The 16,693-nt window shown below is 69.0% G+C and carries 20 protein-coding genes; 14 read left to right on the top strand and 6 right to left on the bottom strand.

Going from position 1 to position 16,693, the window contains the following annotated elements; all coding sequences use genetic code 11:
* Nucleotides 1-77: 77 nt before the first annotated feature.
* Together LX13_RS15735 and LX13_RS15730 are read right to left on the bottom strand one after the other, a co-directional pair.
* Complete coding sequence (locus tag LX13_RS15735) at nt 78-446, bottom strand: rhodanese-like domain-containing protein (RefSeq protein ID WP_253662245.1); 369 nt, start codon at nt 444-446, stop codon at nt 78-80.
* A gap of 7 nt (nt 447-453) precedes the next feature.
* A complete protein-coding gene (locus LX13_RS15730) occupies nt 454-999 on the bottom strand; it encodes a cysteine dioxygenase (RefSeq protein WP_253662244.1) in 546 nt (181 codons plus the stop codon).
* Between the two features lie 344 nt (nt 1,000-1,343).
* Between LX13_RS15730 and fdxA the strand changes: the two genes are divergently transcribed.
* Together fdxA and dapC are read left to right on the top strand one after the other, a co-directional pair.
* Nucleotides 1,344-1,673 (top strand): ferredoxin, encoded by a 330-nt coding sequence (gene fdxA / locus LX13_RS15725; RefSeq protein ID WP_188489800.1) that lies wholly within the window; start codon nt 1,344-1,346, stop codon nt 1,671-1,673.
* A 16-nt stretch (nt 1,674-1,689) separates the two neighbouring features.
* Nucleotides 1,690-2,820, top strand: coding sequence for a succinyldiaminopimelate transaminase (gene dapC, locus LX13_RS15720; protein WP_253662243.1), 1,131 nt, complete (start codon nt 1,690-1,692; stop codon nt 2,818-2,820).
* Nucleotides 2,821-3,019: 199 nt separating this feature from the next.
* On the opposite strand, the gene dapD is transcribed toward dapC, so the two are convergent.
* Nucleotides 3,020-3,976: a 2,3,4,5-tetrahydropyridine-2,6-dicarboxylate N-succinyltransferase gene (gene dapD / locus LX13_RS15715; protein WP_253662242.1), complete on the bottom strand. Its 957-nt coding sequence runs from the start codon at nt 3,974-3,976 to the stop codon at nt 3,020-3,022.
* Between the two features lie 31 nt (nt 3,977-4,007).
* On the opposite strand from dapD, the gene LX13_RS23525 reads away from it, so the two are divergent.
* Nucleotides 4,008-4,787 (top strand): helix-turn-helix domain-containing protein, encoded by a 780-nt coding sequence (locus LX13_RS23525; RefSeq protein WP_253662241.1) that lies wholly within the window; start codon nt 4,008-4,010, stop codon nt 4,785-4,787.
* Here the strand turns inward: LX13_RS23525 and LX13_RS15705 are convergent.
* Nucleotides 4,727-5,125, bottom strand: a complete 399-nt coding sequence (locus LX13_RS15705; protein ID WP_253662240.1) for a VOC family protein — start codon at nt 5,123-5,125, stop codon at nt 4,727-4,729. The two genes, LX13_RS23525 and LX13_RS15705, sit on opposite strands and share 61 nt — an antisense overlap.
* A gap of 69 nt (nt 5,126-5,194) precedes the next feature.
* Complete coding sequence (locus LX13_RS15700) at nt 5,195-5,860, bottom strand: SDR family NAD(P)-dependent oxidoreductase (protein ID WP_253662239.1); 666 nt, start codon at nt 5,858-5,860, stop codon at nt 5,195-5,197.
* A 78-nt stretch (nt 5,861-5,938) separates the two neighbouring features.
* Between LX13_RS15700 and dapE the strand changes: the two genes are divergently transcribed.
* The 11 genes from dapE (at nt 5,939) to LX13_RS15645 (ending at nt 15,382) form a co-directional block, all read left to right on the top strand.
* The gene (dapE, locus tag LX13_RS15695) at nt 5,939-7,051 is read left to right on the top strand and encodes a succinyl-diaminopimelate desuccinylase (protein WP_253662238.1); all 1,113 of its coding nucleotides are present in this window, start codon (nt 5,939-5,941) and stop codon (nt 7,049-7,051) included.
* A 16-nt stretch (nt 7,052-7,067) separates the two neighbouring features.
* Complete coding sequence (locus LX13_RS15690; protein WP_308214755.1) at nt 7,068-7,901, top strand: LOG family protein; 834 nt, start codon at nt 7,068-7,070, stop codon at nt 7,899-7,901.
* The gene (locus LX13_RS15685) at nt 7,898-8,434 is read left to right on the top strand and encodes an LOG family protein (RefSeq protein ID WP_253662237.1); all 537 of its coding nucleotides are present in this window, start codon (nt 7,898-7,900) and stop codon (nt 8,432-8,434) included. The genes LX13_RS15690 and LX13_RS15685 overlap by 4 nt, the downstream gene beginning before the upstream one ends.
* A gap of 41 nt (nt 8,435-8,475) precedes the next feature.
* Nucleotides 8,476-10,254, top strand: coding sequence for a long-chain-acyl-CoA synthetase (locus LX13_RS15680; RefSeq protein WP_308214754.1), 1,779 nt, complete (start codon nt 8,476-8,478; stop codon nt 10,252-10,254).
* A 97-nt stretch (nt 10,255-10,351) separates the two neighbouring features.
* Nucleotides 10,352-11,164, top strand: a complete 813-nt coding sequence (gene folP / locus LX13_RS15675) for a dihydropteroate synthase (RefSeq protein ID WP_253662783.1) — start codon at nt 10,352-10,354, stop codon at nt 11,162-11,164.
* Nucleotides 11,161-12,177: a glucosyl-3-phosphoglycerate synthase gene (locus LX13_RS15670; protein ID WP_253662235.1), complete on the top strand. Its 1,017-nt coding sequence runs from the start codon at nt 11,161-11,163 to the stop codon at nt 12,175-12,177. Before folP ends, LX13_RS15670 begins: the two co-directional genes overlap by 4 nt.
* Nucleotides 12,178-12,253: 76 nt before the next feature.
* Nucleotides 12,254-13,093: an SDR family oxidoreductase gene (locus LX13_RS15665; RefSeq protein ID WP_253662234.1), complete on the top strand. Its 840-nt coding sequence runs from the start codon at nt 12,254-12,256 to the stop codon at nt 13,091-13,093.
* Between the two features lie 16 nt (nt 13,094-13,109).
* Complete coding sequence (locus tag LX13_RS15660; RefSeq protein WP_253662233.1) at nt 13,110-13,841, top strand: acetoacetate decarboxylase family protein; 732 nt, start codon at nt 13,110-13,112, stop codon at nt 13,839-13,841.
* Nucleotides 13,842-13,878: 37 nt separating this feature from the next.
* The gene (locus LX13_RS15655; RefSeq protein ID WP_372499918.1) at nt 13,879-14,220 is read left to right on the top strand and encodes a DivIVA domain-containing protein; all 342 of its coding nucleotides are present in this window, start codon (nt 13,879-13,881) and stop codon (nt 14,218-14,220) included.
* A 123-nt stretch (nt 14,221-14,343) separates the two neighbouring features.
* Entirely contained in the window at nt 14,344-14,514 is a 171-nt protein-coding gene (locus LX13_RS15650; protein WP_188489822.1) for a DUF3117 domain-containing protein, read from the top strand.
* A 34-nt stretch (nt 14,515-14,548) separates the two neighbouring features.
* Nucleotides 14,549-15,382, top strand: coding sequence for a putative RNA methyltransferase (locus LX13_RS15645; RefSeq protein ID WP_253662232.1), 834 nt, complete (start codon nt 14,549-14,551; stop codon nt 15,380-15,382).
* A 39-nt stretch (nt 15,383-15,421) separates the two neighbouring features.
* Here LX13_RS15645 and glgA read toward each other — a convergent pair whose 3' ends face one another.
* On the bottom strand, nt 15,422-16,594 hold the full coding sequence (gene glgA, locus LX13_RS15640; RefSeq protein ID WP_253662231.1) for a glycogen synthase: 1,173 nt from the start codon (nt 16,592-16,594) through the stop codon (nt 15,422-15,424).
* Nucleotides 16,595-16,693 lie beyond the last annotated feature (99 nt).

Here is a 16,693-nt window from a genome sequence, read left to right as displayed (position 1 = left end):
ATCCGCCTTTCCTGTGGTCATGGCGACAACGGTGACACGTGCGGTCTACGAACGCAAGACCCGGTTGCGCCCATGCCTCAGACGGCGCCGGCCTCGACGAGCGCCTCGTAGCCGCCGATCACGTCGGTCGCGCGATGTAATCCCAACTGCTGCAACGCCGCTGCCGCCAGGCTCGAGGTGTACCCCTGCTGACACAACACGATCCACCGGACGTCATGATCGGTCGCCTCGGGGATCTTCGCGTCACTGGCGGGGTCGCACCGCCACTCGAGGACATTGCGTTCGATGACCAGGGCGTCGGGCGCCTCGCCCTCGGCGGCACGCTGCGCGGCCGGACGGATGTCGACGAGGATCGCGCCCGCGGCGAGTTCGTCGCGGACCTTCTCGGCGGGCAACCGCACGAGTGAGTCGCGGGCGGTCAGGAGCAGGTCGTCGATCGTGGTCATCAGTCCTTCAGTCTTTTTCGGGCACGTCGGTCAACTCGGTGCGCACACGTCGGATCGACTGCGCCGGGGTGACCTCGTAGTAGGACATCGCGGTGAGCGGCGGTGAGTAGGCGTGCACACTCAACGTCGGCTCGGCACCGCTCGGCGTGGCCGGATTACGCATCACATCGTGCACCCATCCGAGCGGGAAGGATGCCTGATCGCCGGCATCGAGGGTGCGTGCCCGCAGATCGCGTCCGGTCCAGCGGTACTCGGTGAGCGACCCCGACAACACCGTCAACGCGCCGAACGAGCCGGCGTGATCGTGCAGCTCGGTGGAGACGTTCGGGGTCCAGCTGATCAGCCACAGGTCGAGATCGTCGTCGGCGTGCAGGCGGGTCGACCAGCGTGACACCTCGTCCCATCGGTCGGGCAGCACGTGGTCGTAGTGTCCATCGAGCACATCGGCGGCCGTCTGGTCGGTCAGGCGCAACAGATCGGCGGGACGCAGTCGCGTCGGAAGAGTGGAGGTGGGGCGGTCGAACTTCGGGATCGGTCCCAGGGTCGTGGTCATCGTCGTGAACTCCGTGAGTCGCAGGTGGACAGGTCGGGGTGCTCAGCTGCGACAGCGTCCGGACGTCGGGTGGTGGATCACCAGGTCAGAGTGCCTGCAGACGACGGTCGGGACGAGGGTTAGGTGCACCCTGATTCGAAGGTGGCCGCGGCGGGCACCGCCTCGCGGGTGCTGTTCGTCTCACCTCGGCCGTCTGACGTGCGCGAGGACGGCCGCGCGGGTGCCCCCGGTTTGTGACCACGACCGGGGCGGACGGATACTGGTGGGTGGACACGTGGCCCTACACCAGGGTTCCGTTGCGGGCGCGTACTGCCCTACGCGCGATACGTGAGGAGAGAACCGAGTTGACGTACATCATCGCCGAGCCGTGTGTGGACCTGCTGGACAGGGCCTGCGTCGAGGAGTGCCCGGTGGATTGCATCTACGAGGGCGACCGGATGCTGTACATCCAGCCCGACGAATGCGTCGACTGCGGCGCCTGCGAACCGGTCTGCCCGGTCGAGGCCATCTTCTACGAGGATGACGTTCCCGACGAGTGGGAGCCCTACGTCAACGCCAACGTGGACTTCTTCGACGACCTGGGCTCGCCCGGTGGCGCGAGCAAGGTCGGCAAGACGTCGCACGATCCCGCGTTCATCAAGGGCCTGCCCCCGATGAACACCGAAGAAGACTGACGGAAACGCCCGGCGAGTGACCGAGCAGCAGACACCCCGGGCCACCCGGCGGGCGGTCAGTGCGGGCCTGCCCGATTTCCCCTGGGACTCGCTGACCGACGCCAAGGCGCTCGCAGCCGCGCACCCGGAGGGGATCGTCGACCTGTCGGTGGGCACCCCGGTCGACACGATCGATCCGATCATCCGGCGCGGTCTCGATGACGGTGCGTCGTTTCCCGGGTACCCGACGACTGCCGGGACCACCGATCTGCGGGTGGCCGCGGTCGCGGCCCTGAAGCGGCGGTACGGCATCGGGTCGGTCGAGGAGTCGGCGGTGCTGCCGGTCATCGGGACGAAGGAGGCCATCGCCTCGGTCATCTCGATGCTGGGGTTCGGTCCCGGCGACGACATCGTCATCCCCGAGGTCGCCTATCCGACCTACGAGGTGGGGGTGCTGCTGGCCGGTGCGCGTCCGGTCCGCGCCGACTCCCTGCTCGCCCTCGGCCCGACGCGGCCGGGTGCGATCTTCATCAACTCGCCGTCGAACCCGACCGGCAAGGTGCTCGGGGTGGAGCATCTGCGCAAGGTGGTCGCCTGGGCGCGCGAGCGTGGGACCGTCGTCATCTCCGACGAGTGTTATCTGGGCCTGGCCTGGGACGCCGAGGCGATCTCGATCCTGGATCCCCGGGTGTGCGACGGCGACGTCACCGGTCTGCTCGCGGTGCACTCGCTGTCGAAGATCTCCAACCTGGCCGGGTACCGGGCCGGGTTTTTCGCCGGTGATCCGGATCTGGTCCGCGAACTGCTCGCGGTCCGCAAACACGCGGGCATGATCGTGCCGTATCCGGTCCAGACCGCGATGATCGCGGCGCTGACCGATGACCGTCACGTCGACGCACAGCGAGAGCGCTACCTCAACCGGCGGGTGGTCCTGTCCACCGCAGTGCGCCACGCGGGGTTCCGGATCGACCATTCCGAGGCCGGCCTGTACCTGTGGGCGACGCGTGACGAACCGTGCCGCGACACCGTCGAGTGGCTGGCGCACAAGGGGATCCTGGCCGCGCCGGGGGAGTTCTACGGACCGTCCGGGACGAAGCACGTGCGACTCGCACTCACCGCGACCGACGAGCGCATCGCAGCCGCGGCCGCGCGTCTCGCCCCCGCCTGACCGCCGCCGAGCGGGCCCAAACAACCCGCCGAGCGGGCCCAAACAACCCGCCGAGCGTGCCGAAACGACGCCCCGACCGTGCCGAAACGACCCTTCGAACGGGCTGAAAAGCGCGACGTATCAGCCGGTACTCGATATCGGCACGGTCGGTACGCGCCTACGGCACGGTGGGCGGGTGGTCAGGGCACGGTTGGCGGGATCAGTCGTTGGCGTGCAGGGCCGCGTTGAGGGCGATGCCGTCGCCCTTCCAGGGCACGACCTCGACCGCACCGCTGACGCTGTTGCGACGGAACAGAAGGTTGTTCGTCCCGGACAGATTGCGCGCCTTGACCGCGGTGCCGTCCGGCCCGGTGACCTTCGTGCCCGCGGTGACGTAGAGACCCGCTTCGATCACGCAGTCGTCCCCGAGCGAGATCCCGCAGCCGGAGTTCGCGCCGAGCAGGCAGCGCTCACCGAGCGAGATGACCTGTGTGCCACCGCCGGACAACGTGCCCATGATCGATGCGCCGCCGCCCACGTCCGAGCCGTCGCCGACGACGACACCGGCCGAGATGCGCCCCTCGACCATCGAGTTGCCGAGCGTGCCGGCGTTGAAGTTCACGAAACCCTCGTGCATGACCGTGGTGCCGCTCGCCAGATGTGCACCGAGGCGGACGCGGTCGGCGTCGCCGATGCGCACGCCGCTGGGCACCACGTAGTCGACCATCCGCGGGAACTTGTCGATGCTGTTGACCGCGACGGGGCCACGGGCGCGCAGTCGGGCGCGGGTGAGCTCGAAACCCTCGACGGCGCAGGGGCCGTGGTTGGTCCACACCACGTTGCTCAGCAGCCCGAAGGTGCCGTCCAGGTTCAACCCGTGCGGGGTGACCAGGCGGTGCGACAGCAGGTGCAGGCGCAGGTAGACGTCGTGCGCGTCGACAGGTGCCGCGCCCAGGTCGGCGATCGTGGTGGTGACGGCGACGGTGCGCACGCCGCGCGCCTCGTCGGTGCCGATCAGGGCCCGCAGGTCCGCGGGGACGTCGTCACCGGTCAGCGCCGTGGTGCCGGTGGATCCGCTCGCCCCCAGTTCGGGCGCGGGGAACCAGGTGTCGAGCACCTGACCGCTGTCGGTGATGGTGGCAATTCCGTGCCCGGTCGCAGACGATGCTTCACTCACGGGTCGCAACCTTACCGGCGATACTGGGGTGGTGAACGACGCCATCGGCTACCGCGAGCGCCGGTCGTCGCGACTTCCCGCGACGATCTGGAGCCGATGGTGCCCGCCCGGGGCGTCGACGGTGCGTCCGGACGGCTGCATGGACCTCATCGTCGACGGATCGAGAATCTTCGTCGCCGGACCCGACACCGTCCCGCAGCGCCACGAGACGACCGAGCCCACGACACTGACCGCCATCCGGTTCGCCCCCGGCATCGCGCCGCTCGTGCTCGGTGTACCGGCAGCGCAGTTCCGTGACCGGCGGGTCGATGTCGCCGACATCTCCGCCGCGATGGCGTCGGGGTGGGAGGAGTTCGTCGCGACCTCCCCGACACCGGGAAACGCTCTGGAGGCACTGGCGGCGCGGGCCGTCGCCCATGCCGGCGGGGTGCCGGGGTGGATCCCGCCGACCGTCACCGCGGTGCGAACCGGGGCATCGGTCGCCGACGTCGCCGACCGACTCGGGCTCAGCGCCCGCCAGTTACATCGTCGATGCGTCGACCATTTCGGGTACGGCCCCAAGATGCTCCAACGGATCCTGCGGGTCGACGACGCGATGCGGTCGCTACGCGCCGGAACCGCCCTCAGCGACACCGCGCATCGGCACGGTTACGCCGACTACGCACACATGTTCCGGGACTTCCGGTCGGTGGCCGGGGCAGCACCGACCGACTTCCGGGCCGACGGAGTTCTCGACGACGTGTCAGCAGGTCAGGCCGACGGGGCGCACAGATCGATCGGGTTGCCGTCCGGGTCGTCGACCACGGCGTAACGCTGACCCCAGACCGCGTCGAACGGGGCCAGGTGACCGCTGTGTCCGTCGCGGACGAGAGCGTCGTACAGCGCGTCGACGGCAGCCGGATCGGTGCACTCGACCGCGAGCGCCGCACGGTGGCCGCCGCCGGGCGTGGTCCACGTCGGGTCGAACGAGGTGATGACGTCGACGGTGTCGAACATGAGGCGGAACCCGTTGCCGAGCACCGCCTCGGCGTGCGGCTGGCCGTCCTGACCGGCGGGTACGTCGATGCCGAGGGCGCGGTAGAAGGCCAGCGCGCGGGCCATGTCGGTGACGACGACGGACAGTCCGATGACGTTCGTGATGGTGGTCATGGCGGCGACACTAGGGCCGCACACCGACCACCGTCATGAACGTTTCGGACATGCCTGCCGTCGGGAGCCTCAGTCCTCGCTGACCTGAATCCGGAAACGGTCGCGCTTGGTGTGCAGATCCCAGAGGTGCTGGGCGAGTGCCTCGGGGCTCTTGTCCGGGTCGTCGGCGGTGATGGCGCCGCCGATGATCAGCTGCGACACCTGGATGCCCTCCTCGGCCAGCTGCTCGTTGAGCAGCTGCGCGTAGGCGGCCTGACCGGCAAAGGCGATGGACGTACCGGTGACGGCGCGTCCGGGCTTGACCGCCGAGCCGCCGTTGACGAACAGGATGGTGCCCTTGTTCTCGCCGAGGAATCGCATGCCGGGCAGCACCTGATGCACGGCCGCGATCGGCCCGTAGATCGAGAACTCGACCGGACCGACCATGTCGGCGGGCGTCGTCTCGAGCACCGGACGCATGAAGTCCTTCTGTGGCAGCGGGCTGTACTGCAGCACCTCGATCGGTCCGAGGGTCTCGGTGACCTGCTCCAACGCGTGCGCGACGGACGCCGGGTCCCGGACGTCGGCGGCAAAACCGCGTGCCGACACACCGTCTTTCGCGAGGCTGTCGGCGAGCGCGTCCACCCGCCCCTGGTTTCTCGAGATCAGTCCCACGGAATATCCCTCGGCACCGAACTTCCGTGCCACAGCTGCTCCGAGTCCTGCTCCCGCTCCGATGATCGCCAGTGATGTCATGCCCGGTGCAACCCGCGGGCCGACGACGACTATTCCCTCCCACGGTCACCCCGCGGGGGTCGATTAGCCTCGTAGACCATGACCGCCGCCATCCCGCTGGATCTGTCTGCCGATCCCATCGATCTGACCGCCGCGCTGGTCGACATCGCCAGCGAGTCGCACGACGAGGCGGTCATCGCCGACGCCGTGGAACTCGCGATCCGTGAGCAGACGAGCGGGTTCGAGGTGCTGCGTCATGGCAATCGGGTGCTGGCCCGGACGAATCGCGGTCTGGCCTCCCGGGTGATCCTGGCCGGTCATCTCGACACCGTGCCGATCGCCGACAACGTGCCTTCTCGCCGCGAGTCCGACGGTCCGGAGGGCGACGTGTTGCACGGGTGCGGCACGGTCGACATGAAGTCCGGCGACGCGGTGTTCCTACACCTGGCCGCGACCATGGCCGACTGCGCGCACGATCTGACGCTGATCTTCTACGACTGCGAGGAGATCGCGGCGGTCCACAACGGTCTCGGGTTCATCGAGCGTGAACTGCCGGACTGGCTCGTCGGCGACGTCGCCATCCTGGGCGAGCCCACCGCCGGGCTGATCGAGGCCGGCTGCCAGGGGACCCTGCGGGTCCGGCTGACCGCGCGCGGGACCAGATCGCACTCGGCACGATCGTGGATGGGGGACAACGCGATCCACAAACTGGGTGACGTGCTGCAGGTGCTGGCCGACTACCGCCCCCGCCGCGTCGACATCGACGGATGCGAATACCGCGAGGGACTGTCCGCGGTCGCGATCACCGGCGGCGTGGCCGGCAACGTCATCCCCGACGCCGCCACGCTCGACGTGAACTTCCGCTTCGCCCCCGACCGCTCCGCCGAGGCGGCGTACGCGCACGTGCTGGAGGTCTTCGCCCGCCAGATCGATTCCGGCGCAGTCGAGGTCGAGCTCACCGACTCGGCCCCCGGTGCGCTGCCCGGACTGTCGCACCCGGCGGCGCAGGCGTTGGTCGCCGCCGCGCACGGTCAGGTCCGCGCGAAGTACGGCTGGACCGATGTCTCCCGCTTCGCCGCGATGGGGATCCCCGCGGTCAACCTCGGCCCCGGCGACCCCAACCTCGCCCACCGGCGTGACGAGCGGGTGCCGACCGCGCAGATCACCGCGGTGACCGACACGCTGCGCCGATACCTGGCCGCCCCGGCCTGATTGCTAGCGTCTGCTGATGGCCCACACCAATCCGAACCCCGGGGATCGGGACCCCGGCGATCGGACCCCGGGTGACCGCGACACCCAGGTCACCTATTCCGGCGCAACGCGTTTCCGCGTCGATGCGGCGACGATCGAGACCACCACCGATCGGCGGTTACTCGACGAGGAACCCGACACCACGTCCTGGCACCGCGACCGCGCCGAGAAGGATCCGTGGCGCGTGCTGCGCATCCAGTCCGAGTTCGTCGCCGGCTTCGACGCCCTGTCGCGGGTCTCGAGCGCGGTCACCGTCTTCGGGTCGGCCCGGACCCCGCGGGAGTCACCCGAGTACGCCCTGGGCGTCGAGTTGGGGACCGCGCTGGCCGACGCCGGCTTCGCGGTGATCACCGGCGGCGGGCCCGGCGCGATGGAGGCGGCGAACAAGGGCGCGTGCGAGGCGGGCGGTCAGTCGATCGGGCTGGGCATCGAGTTGCCGTTCGAGCAGAGTCTCAACGACTGGGTCGACCTCGGTGTGAACTTCCGCTACTTCTTCGCGCGCAAGACCATGTTCGTGAAGTACGCCCAGGCGTTCGTGTGCCTGCCCGGTGGTTTCGGGACCATGGACGAACTGTTCGAGGCACTGACGCTGGTGCAGACCAAGAAGGTGACGCGCTTCCCGATCGTGCTCCTGGGCACGGCGTTCTGGGGAGGCCTCGTCGACTGGATCACCACGACCCTGGTCGCCGACGGCAAGGTGTCCGAGGCCGACGTGTCGCTGCTGCACGTCACCGACAGCGTCGCCGAGACCGTCGACATCATCGCCACCGCGGCCGCCGAGCGCGCCCGACGCGAGGAGTCGGCGCGATGAGTGCCGTCTGCGTGTACTGCGCGTCGGGGCCGGTCGACGACCGCTACCTGCAGCTCGCCACGCAGGTGGGTGAGGCCCTGGGGCGGGGCGGGCACACGCTCGTCTCCGGTGGGGGCAACGTGTCGATGATGGGCGCGGTGGCGCGGGCGACACGGGAGAACGGCGGCACCACCGTGGGCGTCATCCCACGGGCGCTGGTCGACCGGGAGGTCGCCGACGTCGACGCGGACGAATTGGTGGTCACCGACACGATGCGGCAGCGCAAGCAGCTCATGGACGACCGCGCCGACGGCTTCATCACCCTGCCCGGCGGGATCGGCACCCTCGAGGAACTGTTCGAGACCTGGACGGGCGGTTATCTGGGCATGCACGACAAGCCGGTGGTGCTGCTCGATCCGTTCGGGTTCTATGAGCCGTTGCTGACGTGGTTGAACGATCTGACGACCACCGGATTCGTCTCGGAGAGGTCGATGAAGGCACTCCGGGTCACCGATTCAGTGACCCGCGCCATAGAGCTGGCTACCAGCCGGTAACCTCGTCTCCGATACCGACCGCCAGGCACCAGGAGCTGTGAGTGACGACTGAGACTCGTTCCCGCGTTGGATTGACCGACATGGCCAAGGGGGTTGTGGGGTTGGCCTCCGACGCGACGATCATGTTGCGCAATGCGCCCGGCCTCGCCCTCCGCAAGCCGACGAGCACCGCGACCATCGGCAGCATGTTCCAGAAGCGTGCCGGGGCACACCCGGATCGGCCGTTCCTGCGGTTCGAGGGCAAGTCGCTCACCTATGGCGAGTGCAACCGACGCGTGAACCGCTACGCCGCGTTGCTCGCCGACAAGGGCGTGCAGACCGGCGACGTCGTCGGCGTGCTGGCGAAGAACGACCCGCAGACGCTGCTGTCGATGCTGGCCATCGTCAAGCTCGGTGCCATCGCCGGGATGCTCAACTACAACCAGCGCGGAAACGTCCTCGAGCACAGCCTCGGCGTGCTCGACGCCCGCGTCATCATCGTCGACCCCGACGCCGCCGAGGCATTGGACTCGGTGCCCGCCTCGGCCGTGCCGGAGTCCGTGCTGCTGTTCGGTGACGTCGACGAGCAGTCCGCGTCGCTCTCGGAGAGCAACCCCGAGGTCACCGACACCCTGCCCGCGTCGACCAAGGCGTTCTACATCTTCACCTCCGGCACCACCGGGATGCCCAAGGCCAGCGTCATGTCGCACTTCCGTTGGCTCACGGGCCTGTCGGGCATCGGTGGCATGGGGGTTCGTCTGCGGCACAACGACACCCTCTACGCATGCCTGCCGCTCTATCACAACAACGCGCTGACGGTCTCGCTCTCGTCGGTGCTCGGTTCCGGCGCGTGCCTGGCCATCGGCCGGTCGTTCTCGGCGTCGAAGTTCTGGGACGACATCATCCTCAACCGCGCGACCGCGTTCTGCTACATCGGTGAACTGTGTCGCTACCTGTTGGCGCAGCCGGAGAAGGACACCGACCGGAAGCACTCGGTGCGCGTCGCGGTCGGCAACGGCATGCGCGCGGAGATCTGGGACACCTTCTCCGAGCGTTTCGGCATCGACCGGATCGTGGAGTTCTACGCGGCGAGTGAGTCGAATCTGGCGTTCATCAACATCTTCAACGTCAAGCGCACCGTGGGTTTCTGCCCGCTGCCGTACAAGATCGTGCAGTACGACGGCGAGAACGGTGACCCGCTGCGCAACGACGAGGGCCGCGTGATGGAGGCGAAGAAGGGTGAGCCGGGTCTGCTGATCTCGGAGATCACCGACCGCATCCCGTTCGACGGCTACACCGACCCCAAGGCCACCGAGAAGAAGATCGTGGCGAATGCGTTCGCCGACGGCGACAAGTGGTTCAACACCGGCGACCTCGTCCGCGACCAGGGGTTCTCCCACGTCGCGTTCGTCGACCGTCTCGGCGACACCTTCCGCTGGAAGGGCGAGAACGTCGCGACCACCGAGGTCGAGGGGGCGCTCGACGCCGACTCGCAGATCGGGCAGTCGGTGGTGTTCGGGGTCGAGATCCCGGAGACCGACGGCAAGGCGGGAATGGCCGCGGTGACGCTGAAGTCCGGCGACAAGCTCGAGCCCGGCAAGCTCGCCGAGCACCTCTACGGTTCGCTGCCCGGCTACGCGCTGCCGCTGTTCGTCCGGGTGGTCGAGTCGCTGGAGCAGACCTCCACCTTCAAGACGATGAAGGTCGAACTACGCAAGCAGGGCTACTCCGACGTCGGTGACGACCCGTTGTACGTGCTGTCGGGCAAGTCGGATGGGTACGTCGAGTACTACGACGGATACGTCGACGACGTGGCAGGCGCCAAGGCACCGCGCAACTGATGTGAACGCGCTCGGGGGAGATGCGTCGGTGGGGGCGTGGGAGTCGTGGTCGCCGACGCTGTGCGGACGGCCGGTGGACACCGGCCGTGCACTGGTGATGGCGATCGTCAACCGGACACCGGACTCGTTCTACGACCGTGGGGCGAGCTTCACCGACGCCGCGGCGATGTCGCGGGTTCATCAGGTGGTCGCCGAGGGGGCCGACCTCGTCGACGTCGGCGGGGTGAAGGCGGGGCCCGGTGAGCACGTCGACGCCGCCGCGGAGATCGCCCGGGTCGTGCCGTTCATCGAGTGGGTGCGCGGGCAGTACCCGGATCTGATCATCAGCGTCGACACCTGGCGCGCCGAGGTGGCGCGCGTCGCGTGCGCCGCCGGGGCCGATCTGGTCAACGACACCTGGGCGGGCACCGACCCGGAACTGGTCCACGCCGCCGCCGAGGCGCGCGCGGGCATCGTCTGCTCGCACACCGGGGGAGCCGTCCCGCGGACGCGCCCGCACCGGGTGCGCTACGTCGACGTGGTCGCCGAGGTCGCGCGGGATCTGACCGCCGCGGCGTCGCGGGCGGCCACCGCGGGGGTCGCGCCGGACTCGATCCTGGTCGATCCGACCCACGATTTCGGCAAGAACACCCACCACGGGCTCGCCTTGTTACGCCACGTGAACAATCTCGTTAATAGCGGCTGGCCAGTGCTGATGGCACTGAGCAACAAGGACTTCATAGGGGAGACTCTGGGTGTACGCCTGGAAGAACGGTTGGAGGGAACCTTGGCCGCGACTGCACTCGCCGCTTCGCAGGGAGCGCGAGTGTTTCGGGTCCACGAGGTTGCCGCCACCCGCCGAGTGGTCGACATGGTGGCCGCGATAGCGGGTACCCGGCCACCCGAACGAACAGTCAGGGGATTGGCATGACCGCAATGAACAAGCCTTCGGGCACCGTCCGACGCGCCACGCAGATCTGGCCCGCGCCCGCAGACACCGACGCGGACACGCTGGCCTGGTCCGACAGCCACACCTTCGAACAGCCCGACTGGTCGATCGACGAGTTGGTCGCGGCCAAGGCCGGACGGACCGTCTCGGTGGTGCTGCCCGCACTCAACGAGGAGGAGACCGTCGCGACGGTCATCGCCTCCATCCGTCCGTTGCTCGGCACCCTGGTCGACGAGCTCATCGTGCTCGACTCCGGGTCGACCGACGCAACCGCCGAGCGTGCAACCGCGGCCGGCGCCCGGGTCATCAGCCGCGAACAGGCCGTCCCCGAACTCGCCCCGGTCAAGGGGAAGGGTGAGGTGTTGTGGCGGTCCATCGCGGCCACCACCGGCGACATCATCGCCTTCGTCGACTCCGACCTCATCGACCCCGACCCGATGTTCGTGCCCAAGCTGCTCGGCCCGCTCCTGCTCGACTCCGACATCCAACTGGTCAAGGGCTACTACCGGCGTCCGCTGCGCACCGGTGGGGCGCAGGATCCCAACGGCGGCGGTCGGGTCACCGAACTCGTCGCCCGGCCTCTGCTGGCCTCTCTCAAGCCGGACCTCACCTCGGTCCTGCAGCCGCTCGGCGGCGAGTACGCGGGTACCCGTGAACTGCTGTCGGCGGTCCCGTTCGCGCCCGGCTACGGCGTGGAGATCGGCCTGCTCGTCGACACCTACGACCGGTACGGCATGGCGGGCATCGGACAGGTCAACCTCGGCGTCCGTACGCACCGCAACCGCCCGCTCATCGAGCTCGGCGTGATGAGCAGGCAGATCGTCGGCACCCTGATGGGTCGCTGCGGCATCGCCGACTCCGGTGTCGGGCTCACCCAGTTCACCGCCGAGGCCGACGGCACCTTCACCCCGCACACCACCGACGTCTACCTGGCCGACCGACCGGCAATGGACACCCTCCGTCCGCGTGTACCCCGAGGGGTCCGCGCCTCCTGAGGTCCCGACCGGCCGCGAGGCTGGTCATCGGCTCGCCGACGTGGTCTCATCACTAGAACGTGTTCCAGTTCTGACGATGGGAGCCCTCGTGGCGAATGAGTCCGTGTCCGGTAAATCGATCCTCGTCACCGGCGGTGGCAGCGGCATCGGCCTCGGCATCGCCGCGGCCCTCGTCGCCGAGGGGGCGACGGTGACGATCGCCGGCCGCAGTCAGGAGCGCCTCGACACCGCGGCCGTCGGCCTGTCCGGCGCCGGCACGGTCCACACGGTGTCCACCGACATCACCGACGAGGACCAGGTCGCCGCGGCCGTCGCGGCCGCCACCGCCCACACCGGCCGTCTCGACGGCGTCGTGGCGTGCGCGGGTGGCAGCGAGACCATCGGACCGGTGACCCAGATCGACAGCGCCGCATGGCGCAACACCGTCGACCTGAACATCAACGGGACGATGTACACGCTCAAACACGCTGCCCGAGAACTCGTCCGCGGCGGTGGGGGATCGTTCGTGGCGATCTCGTCGATCGCCGCGTCCAACACCCACCGCTGGTTCGGTGCGTACGGGGTCACCAAGTCCGGTGTGGACCACCTGGTCCGGCTCGGTGCGGACGAACTCGGCGCCAGCAACGTGCGCGTCAACGGGATCCGGCCCGGCCTGACCCGAACCGAGCTCGTGCAGATCGTGCTGGACTCACCCGAACTGAGCGGCGACTACCGCGAGGCCACGCCGCTGCCGCGGGTCGGTGAGGTCGCCGACATCGCCGCCCTCGCGGTGTTCCTGCTCGGCGACTCCTCGAGCTGGATCACCGGACAGATCATCAATGTCGACGGTGGCCAGATGTTGCGCCGCGGACCCGACTACAGCTCGATGCTCGAGGGTGTCTTCGGCGCCGAGGGGCTGCGCGGTGTCGTCGAATGAGGGGGGCCGGGTGGGCATGACGGCGAGCACGCACGAGGTCCTCGGTCGAGAGGTATCGATGCCGGTGCAGATCCGGGCCGCCACCGCCTTCACGTCGATGGTGTCGGTGTCGGCGGCCGCCGCCCAGCGACTCATCGACCACACGGGGCTACAGGTGCTGCGCTGGCGACCCGGCCGTGCGGTCTGTGTGCTCGTGTTCGTCGACTACGTCGACGGCGATCTGGGTCCCTACAACGAGTTCGGTGTGTGCCTGCTGGTGCGCGGTCACGGCCGTCGCGGCGGCGGTGTCCTCTCCGATCTGAGGTCGTTGGTGCGCGGGCAGGGGTGCGCCTACATTCATCGTCTGCCCGTCGACGGCGACTTCACCCTCGCGGCCGGCCGTGGGATCTGGGGGTTCCCGAAGACGTTGGCGGAGTTCGACGTCGATCACGAGGCGCCGGTCAAGCGCGGTTCGTTGCGGGCCGACGGCGCGCTGATCGCGTCGCTGGAGGTGTCGCCGGGGGTGTCGGTGCCCGATTCGCCGTCGGCGACCACCCTGACCGCGTACTCGCATCTCGACGGGGTCACCCGCGCGACCCCGTGGTCGATGCGCGCGGCGCAGACACGGACGCGCCCCGGCGGGGCGTCGCTCACCCTGGGTGCGCACCCCTTCGCCGACGAGCTGCGTGCACTCGACATCGGGCGCACGCTGATGAGCTCGTCGGTGGGTGCGTTCACCATGACGTTCGGCGACGCCGAGACCGTCTGAGATCGCCGGAGCCCGCCGATCTGGGATGATCGGGGGCGTGCAGACCCTGTTGCTCTATCTCCTCGTCATGGCGGTGGTGGTCGCCGTGGTGTTCGCCGTCGTCTGGTTCGCCTTCGGACGCGGCGAGGACCTGCCCCCGCTCGAGCGCGACGCGACGCTGACACGCCTGCCGCGAGCGGGCATCTCGGGCGACGACGTCCGCCGACTGCGTTTCGCGCTGGTGCTCCGGGGCTACAAACAGTCCGAGGTCGACTGGGCCCTGGAGAAGTTGGCCAGGGAGGTCGACGAGCTGCGCACGGTGATCATCGACCTCCAGGGCCGCGACGCCAACGACTTTTCGCGGCGCGAACCGGATGCGGCGCAGGTCGACGAGACGTGAGCCGTATCATTGACATGGTTGACCCGCGGTGAGTGCGATGCGTCGGGTCCGACAGACCAGTTCAACCGCATAGAATCAGATTCCGTGCCGTGATCGGCGAGGATCGACAAGGGAGCATGTGACATGGCGGCGATGAAGCCACGGACCGGCGACGGTCCCCTTGAAGCAGCCAAGGAAGGGCGAGGAATCGTCGTACGGATACCCATCGAGGGTGGTGGCAGGCTCGTTGTCGAACTCACTCCGGACGAGGCCGCTGCACTCGGCGAAGAACTGCGTGGCGTCGTCGCGGGCTGACCGGCCCGCCGCGGCTCGCCGTTGAGACGCCGACATGCTGTCGGCGATCATCGATCTTCTCGATTGTCCGGTGTGCCAGGGCGACCTGGACATCGATGAGTCCACGGTCATCTGCGACCGCGGGCACACCTTCGACATCGCCCGTCAGGGGTACGTGTCCTTGCTGTCCGGCTCCGCCGGGAAGCTCCATTCCGATTCCGTCGCGATGGTCTCGGCGCGTGAGCGTGTGCTCGGATCCGGCCTCTACGACCCGATCAGCGACGCCGTCGCCGAGCTGACCCTCGGCCCGGTGACGCTGGACGTCGGCGCGGGCACCGGTCACCACCTCGCCCGGTGTCTCGCCGCGGTCGGTCCCGACGCGCGCGGCGTCGGTCTGGACCTGTCCAAGGCGGGAGCGCGGGCGATCGCCCGCGCCCATCCCCGAATCGGCTCGGTCATCGCCGATGCCTGGCAACGACTTCCGCTGCGCGACGACACCGTCGACACCGTGCTGTCGGTGTTCGCGCCGCGCAACGTCGCCGAGTTCGCGCGCGTGCTGGTGCCCGGCGGCGCGCTGGTGGTGGTGACCCCGACCCCCCGACACCTCGCCGAGATCGTCGAGCCCATGGGCATGATCGGCGTCGACCCGGCCAAGCCCGAACGGATCGGCAACACTCTCGGTGCCGCCTTCACCCGTACCGAGCGGATCTCGGTGGACCACACCATGACTCTCGACCGTGCGCTCGTCGCCGACATCGTGACGATGGGCCCGTCGGCGTATCACCTGTCCGAGAACGAGATCACCGATCGTGCCGAGGCACTCCCCGACACCGTCGACGTGGCCTGCTCGGTGACGGTGTCGCGCTACGAGGCGAACCGGCCCGCGTAGACGGGCCGGCGGGACAGACGGGCTCGCGGGGCAGACGCGCTAGCGGGCCGAGAGGGCCGCGTTGTAGACGGTGATGGTCTGTTCGGCGATCGAACCCCACGAGAACTCCGCGATCGCCCGTGCCCGGCCGGCCGCGCCCATCTCCGTCGCGCGGGCGGTATCGGCGACCAGGGTGTTCACCGCGGAGGCGAGTGCGTCCTCGAACGCGGTCTCGTCGGCGACGTCGTAGTGCACGAGCAGTCCGGTGACCTGATCGCGCACGACCTCCGGGATCCCGCCGACGTCGGAGGCGACCACCGCGGTGCCGCAGGCCATTGCCTCGAGGTTGACGATGCCCAACGGCTCGTAGATCGACGGGCAGATGAAAACGACCGCAGCCGAGAGGATCTCGCGAATCCGATCGGTGGGCAGCATCTCCTGGATCCAGTGCACACCGTCGCGGGTGGCCGACAGCTCGTCGACCGCGGCGGCGATCTCCGCACCGATCTCGGCGGTGTCGGGAGCGCCCGCGCACAGCACCAGCTGAAGGTCGGGGTCGAAGGAGTGGGCGGCCGCGACGAGGTGTCGGACCCCCTTCTGTCGGGTGATCCGCCCGACGAACACCGCGATGGGCCGATTCGGGTCGATGCCGAGTGCGGTCAGCGTCGACTCCCCGGCGAACGGGTCGGGTTCGGGGAACCAGATGTCGGTGTCGATGCCGTTGCGCACCACGTGGACCCGCTCGGGGTCGAGCCGGGGGTAGGCGTCACAGACGTCCACCCGCATCCCGGCGCTGACCGCGATCACCGCGTCGGCGTACTCGATCGCGTTGCGCTCGGCCCAACTCGACACCCGGTACCCGCCACCGAGCTGCTCGGCCTTCCACGGACGCCGTGGTTCGAGAGAGTGCGCGGTGAGGATGTGCGGCACGTCGTAGAGCTGCGCGGCCAGGTGGCCGGCGAGCCCGGTGTACCAGGTGTGCGAGTGCACCACCTCGGCGTCGGCCGCGCCCGCGACCATCCGCAGATCGGCCGACAACGTCGTCAGGGCGGCGTTGGCACCGGTCAATCCGGGGTCGGCGGTGTAGACCTGCGCGGTGTCGCGCGGGGCGCCCATGCAGTGCACGTCCACCTCGGCCAACGACCGCAGGTGGCGGACCAGCTCGGTGACGTGGACACCCGCGCCTCCGTAGACCTCGGGCGGATACTCGCGCGTCATCATCGCCACTCGCATGCCCCGACGCTATCCCGGTGCGCGGGATCTCGCCATCACAGGACCTGCCATGGCGTCGGCGAACACCTCGGATCGTCGCAGAACGTAGCCGGGAACTCC

The organism is Williamsia maris (assembly GCF_024171815.1).
Taxonomy (GTDB): domain Bacteria; phylum Actinomycetota; class Actinomycetes; order Mycobacteriales; family Mycobacteriaceae; genus Williamsia_A; species Williamsia_A maris.
Note: the sequence above shows the minus strand (reverse complement) of the source record. Positions and strands in the feature narration are given on the sequence as shown.

Excerpts from the sequence above, each read along its gene's own strand:
- LX13_RS15735 (WP_253662245.1), bottom strand. The coding sequence starts at position 446 with ATGACCACGATCGACGACCTGCTCCTGACCGCCCGCGACTCACTCGTG.
- LX13_RS15730 (WP_253662244.1), bottom strand. The coding sequence starts at position 999 with ATGACCACGACCCTGGGACCGATCCCGAAGTTCGACCGCCCCACCTCC.
- LX13_RS15705 (WP_253662240.1), bottom strand. The coding sequence starts at position 5,125 with ATGACCACCATCACGAACGTCATCGGACTGTCCGTCGTCGTCACCGAC.
- LX13_RS15700 (WP_253662239.1), bottom strand. The coding sequence starts at position 5,860 with ATGACATCACTGGCGATCATCGGAGCGGGAGCAGGACTCGGAGCAGCT.
- dapE (WP_253662238.1), top strand. The coding sequence starts at position 5,939 with ATGACCGCCGCCATCCCGCTGGATCTGTCTGCCGATCCCATCGATCTG.
- LX13_RS15690 (WP_308214755.1), top strand. The coding sequence starts at position 7,068 with ATGGCCCACACCAATCCGAACCCCGGGGATCGGGACCCCGGCGATCGG.
- LX13_RS15685 (WP_253662237.1), top strand. The coding sequence starts at position 7,898 with ATGAGTGCCGTCTGCGTGTACTGCGCGTCGGGGCCGGTCGACGACCGC.
- folP (WP_253662783.1), top strand. The coding sequence starts at position 10,352 with ATGGCGATCGTCAACCGGACACCGGACTCGTTCTACGACCGTGGGGCG.
- LX13_RS15670 (WP_253662235.1), top strand. The coding sequence starts at position 11,161 with ATGACCGCAATGAACAAGCCTTCGGGCACCGTCCGACGCGCCACGCAG.
- LX13_RS15665 (WP_253662234.1), top strand. The coding sequence starts at position 12,254 with ATGGGAGCCCTCGTGGCGAATGAGTCCGTGTCCGGTAAATCGATCCTC.
- LX13_RS15660 (WP_253662233.1), top strand. The coding sequence starts at position 13,110 with ATGACGGCGAGCACGCACGAGGTCCTCGGTCGAGAGGTATCGATGCCG.
- LX13_RS15650 (WP_188489822.1), top strand. The coding sequence starts at position 14,344 with ATGGCGGCGATGAAGCCACGGACCGGCGACGGTCCCCTTGAAGCAGCC.
- LX13_RS15645 (WP_253662232.1), top strand. The coding sequence starts at position 14,549 with ATGCTGTCGGCGATCATCGATCTTCTCGATTGTCCGGTGTGCCAGGGC.
- glgA (WP_253662231.1), bottom strand. The coding sequence starts at position 16,594 with ATGCGAGTGGCGATGATGACGCGCGAGTATCCGCCCGAGGTCTACGGA.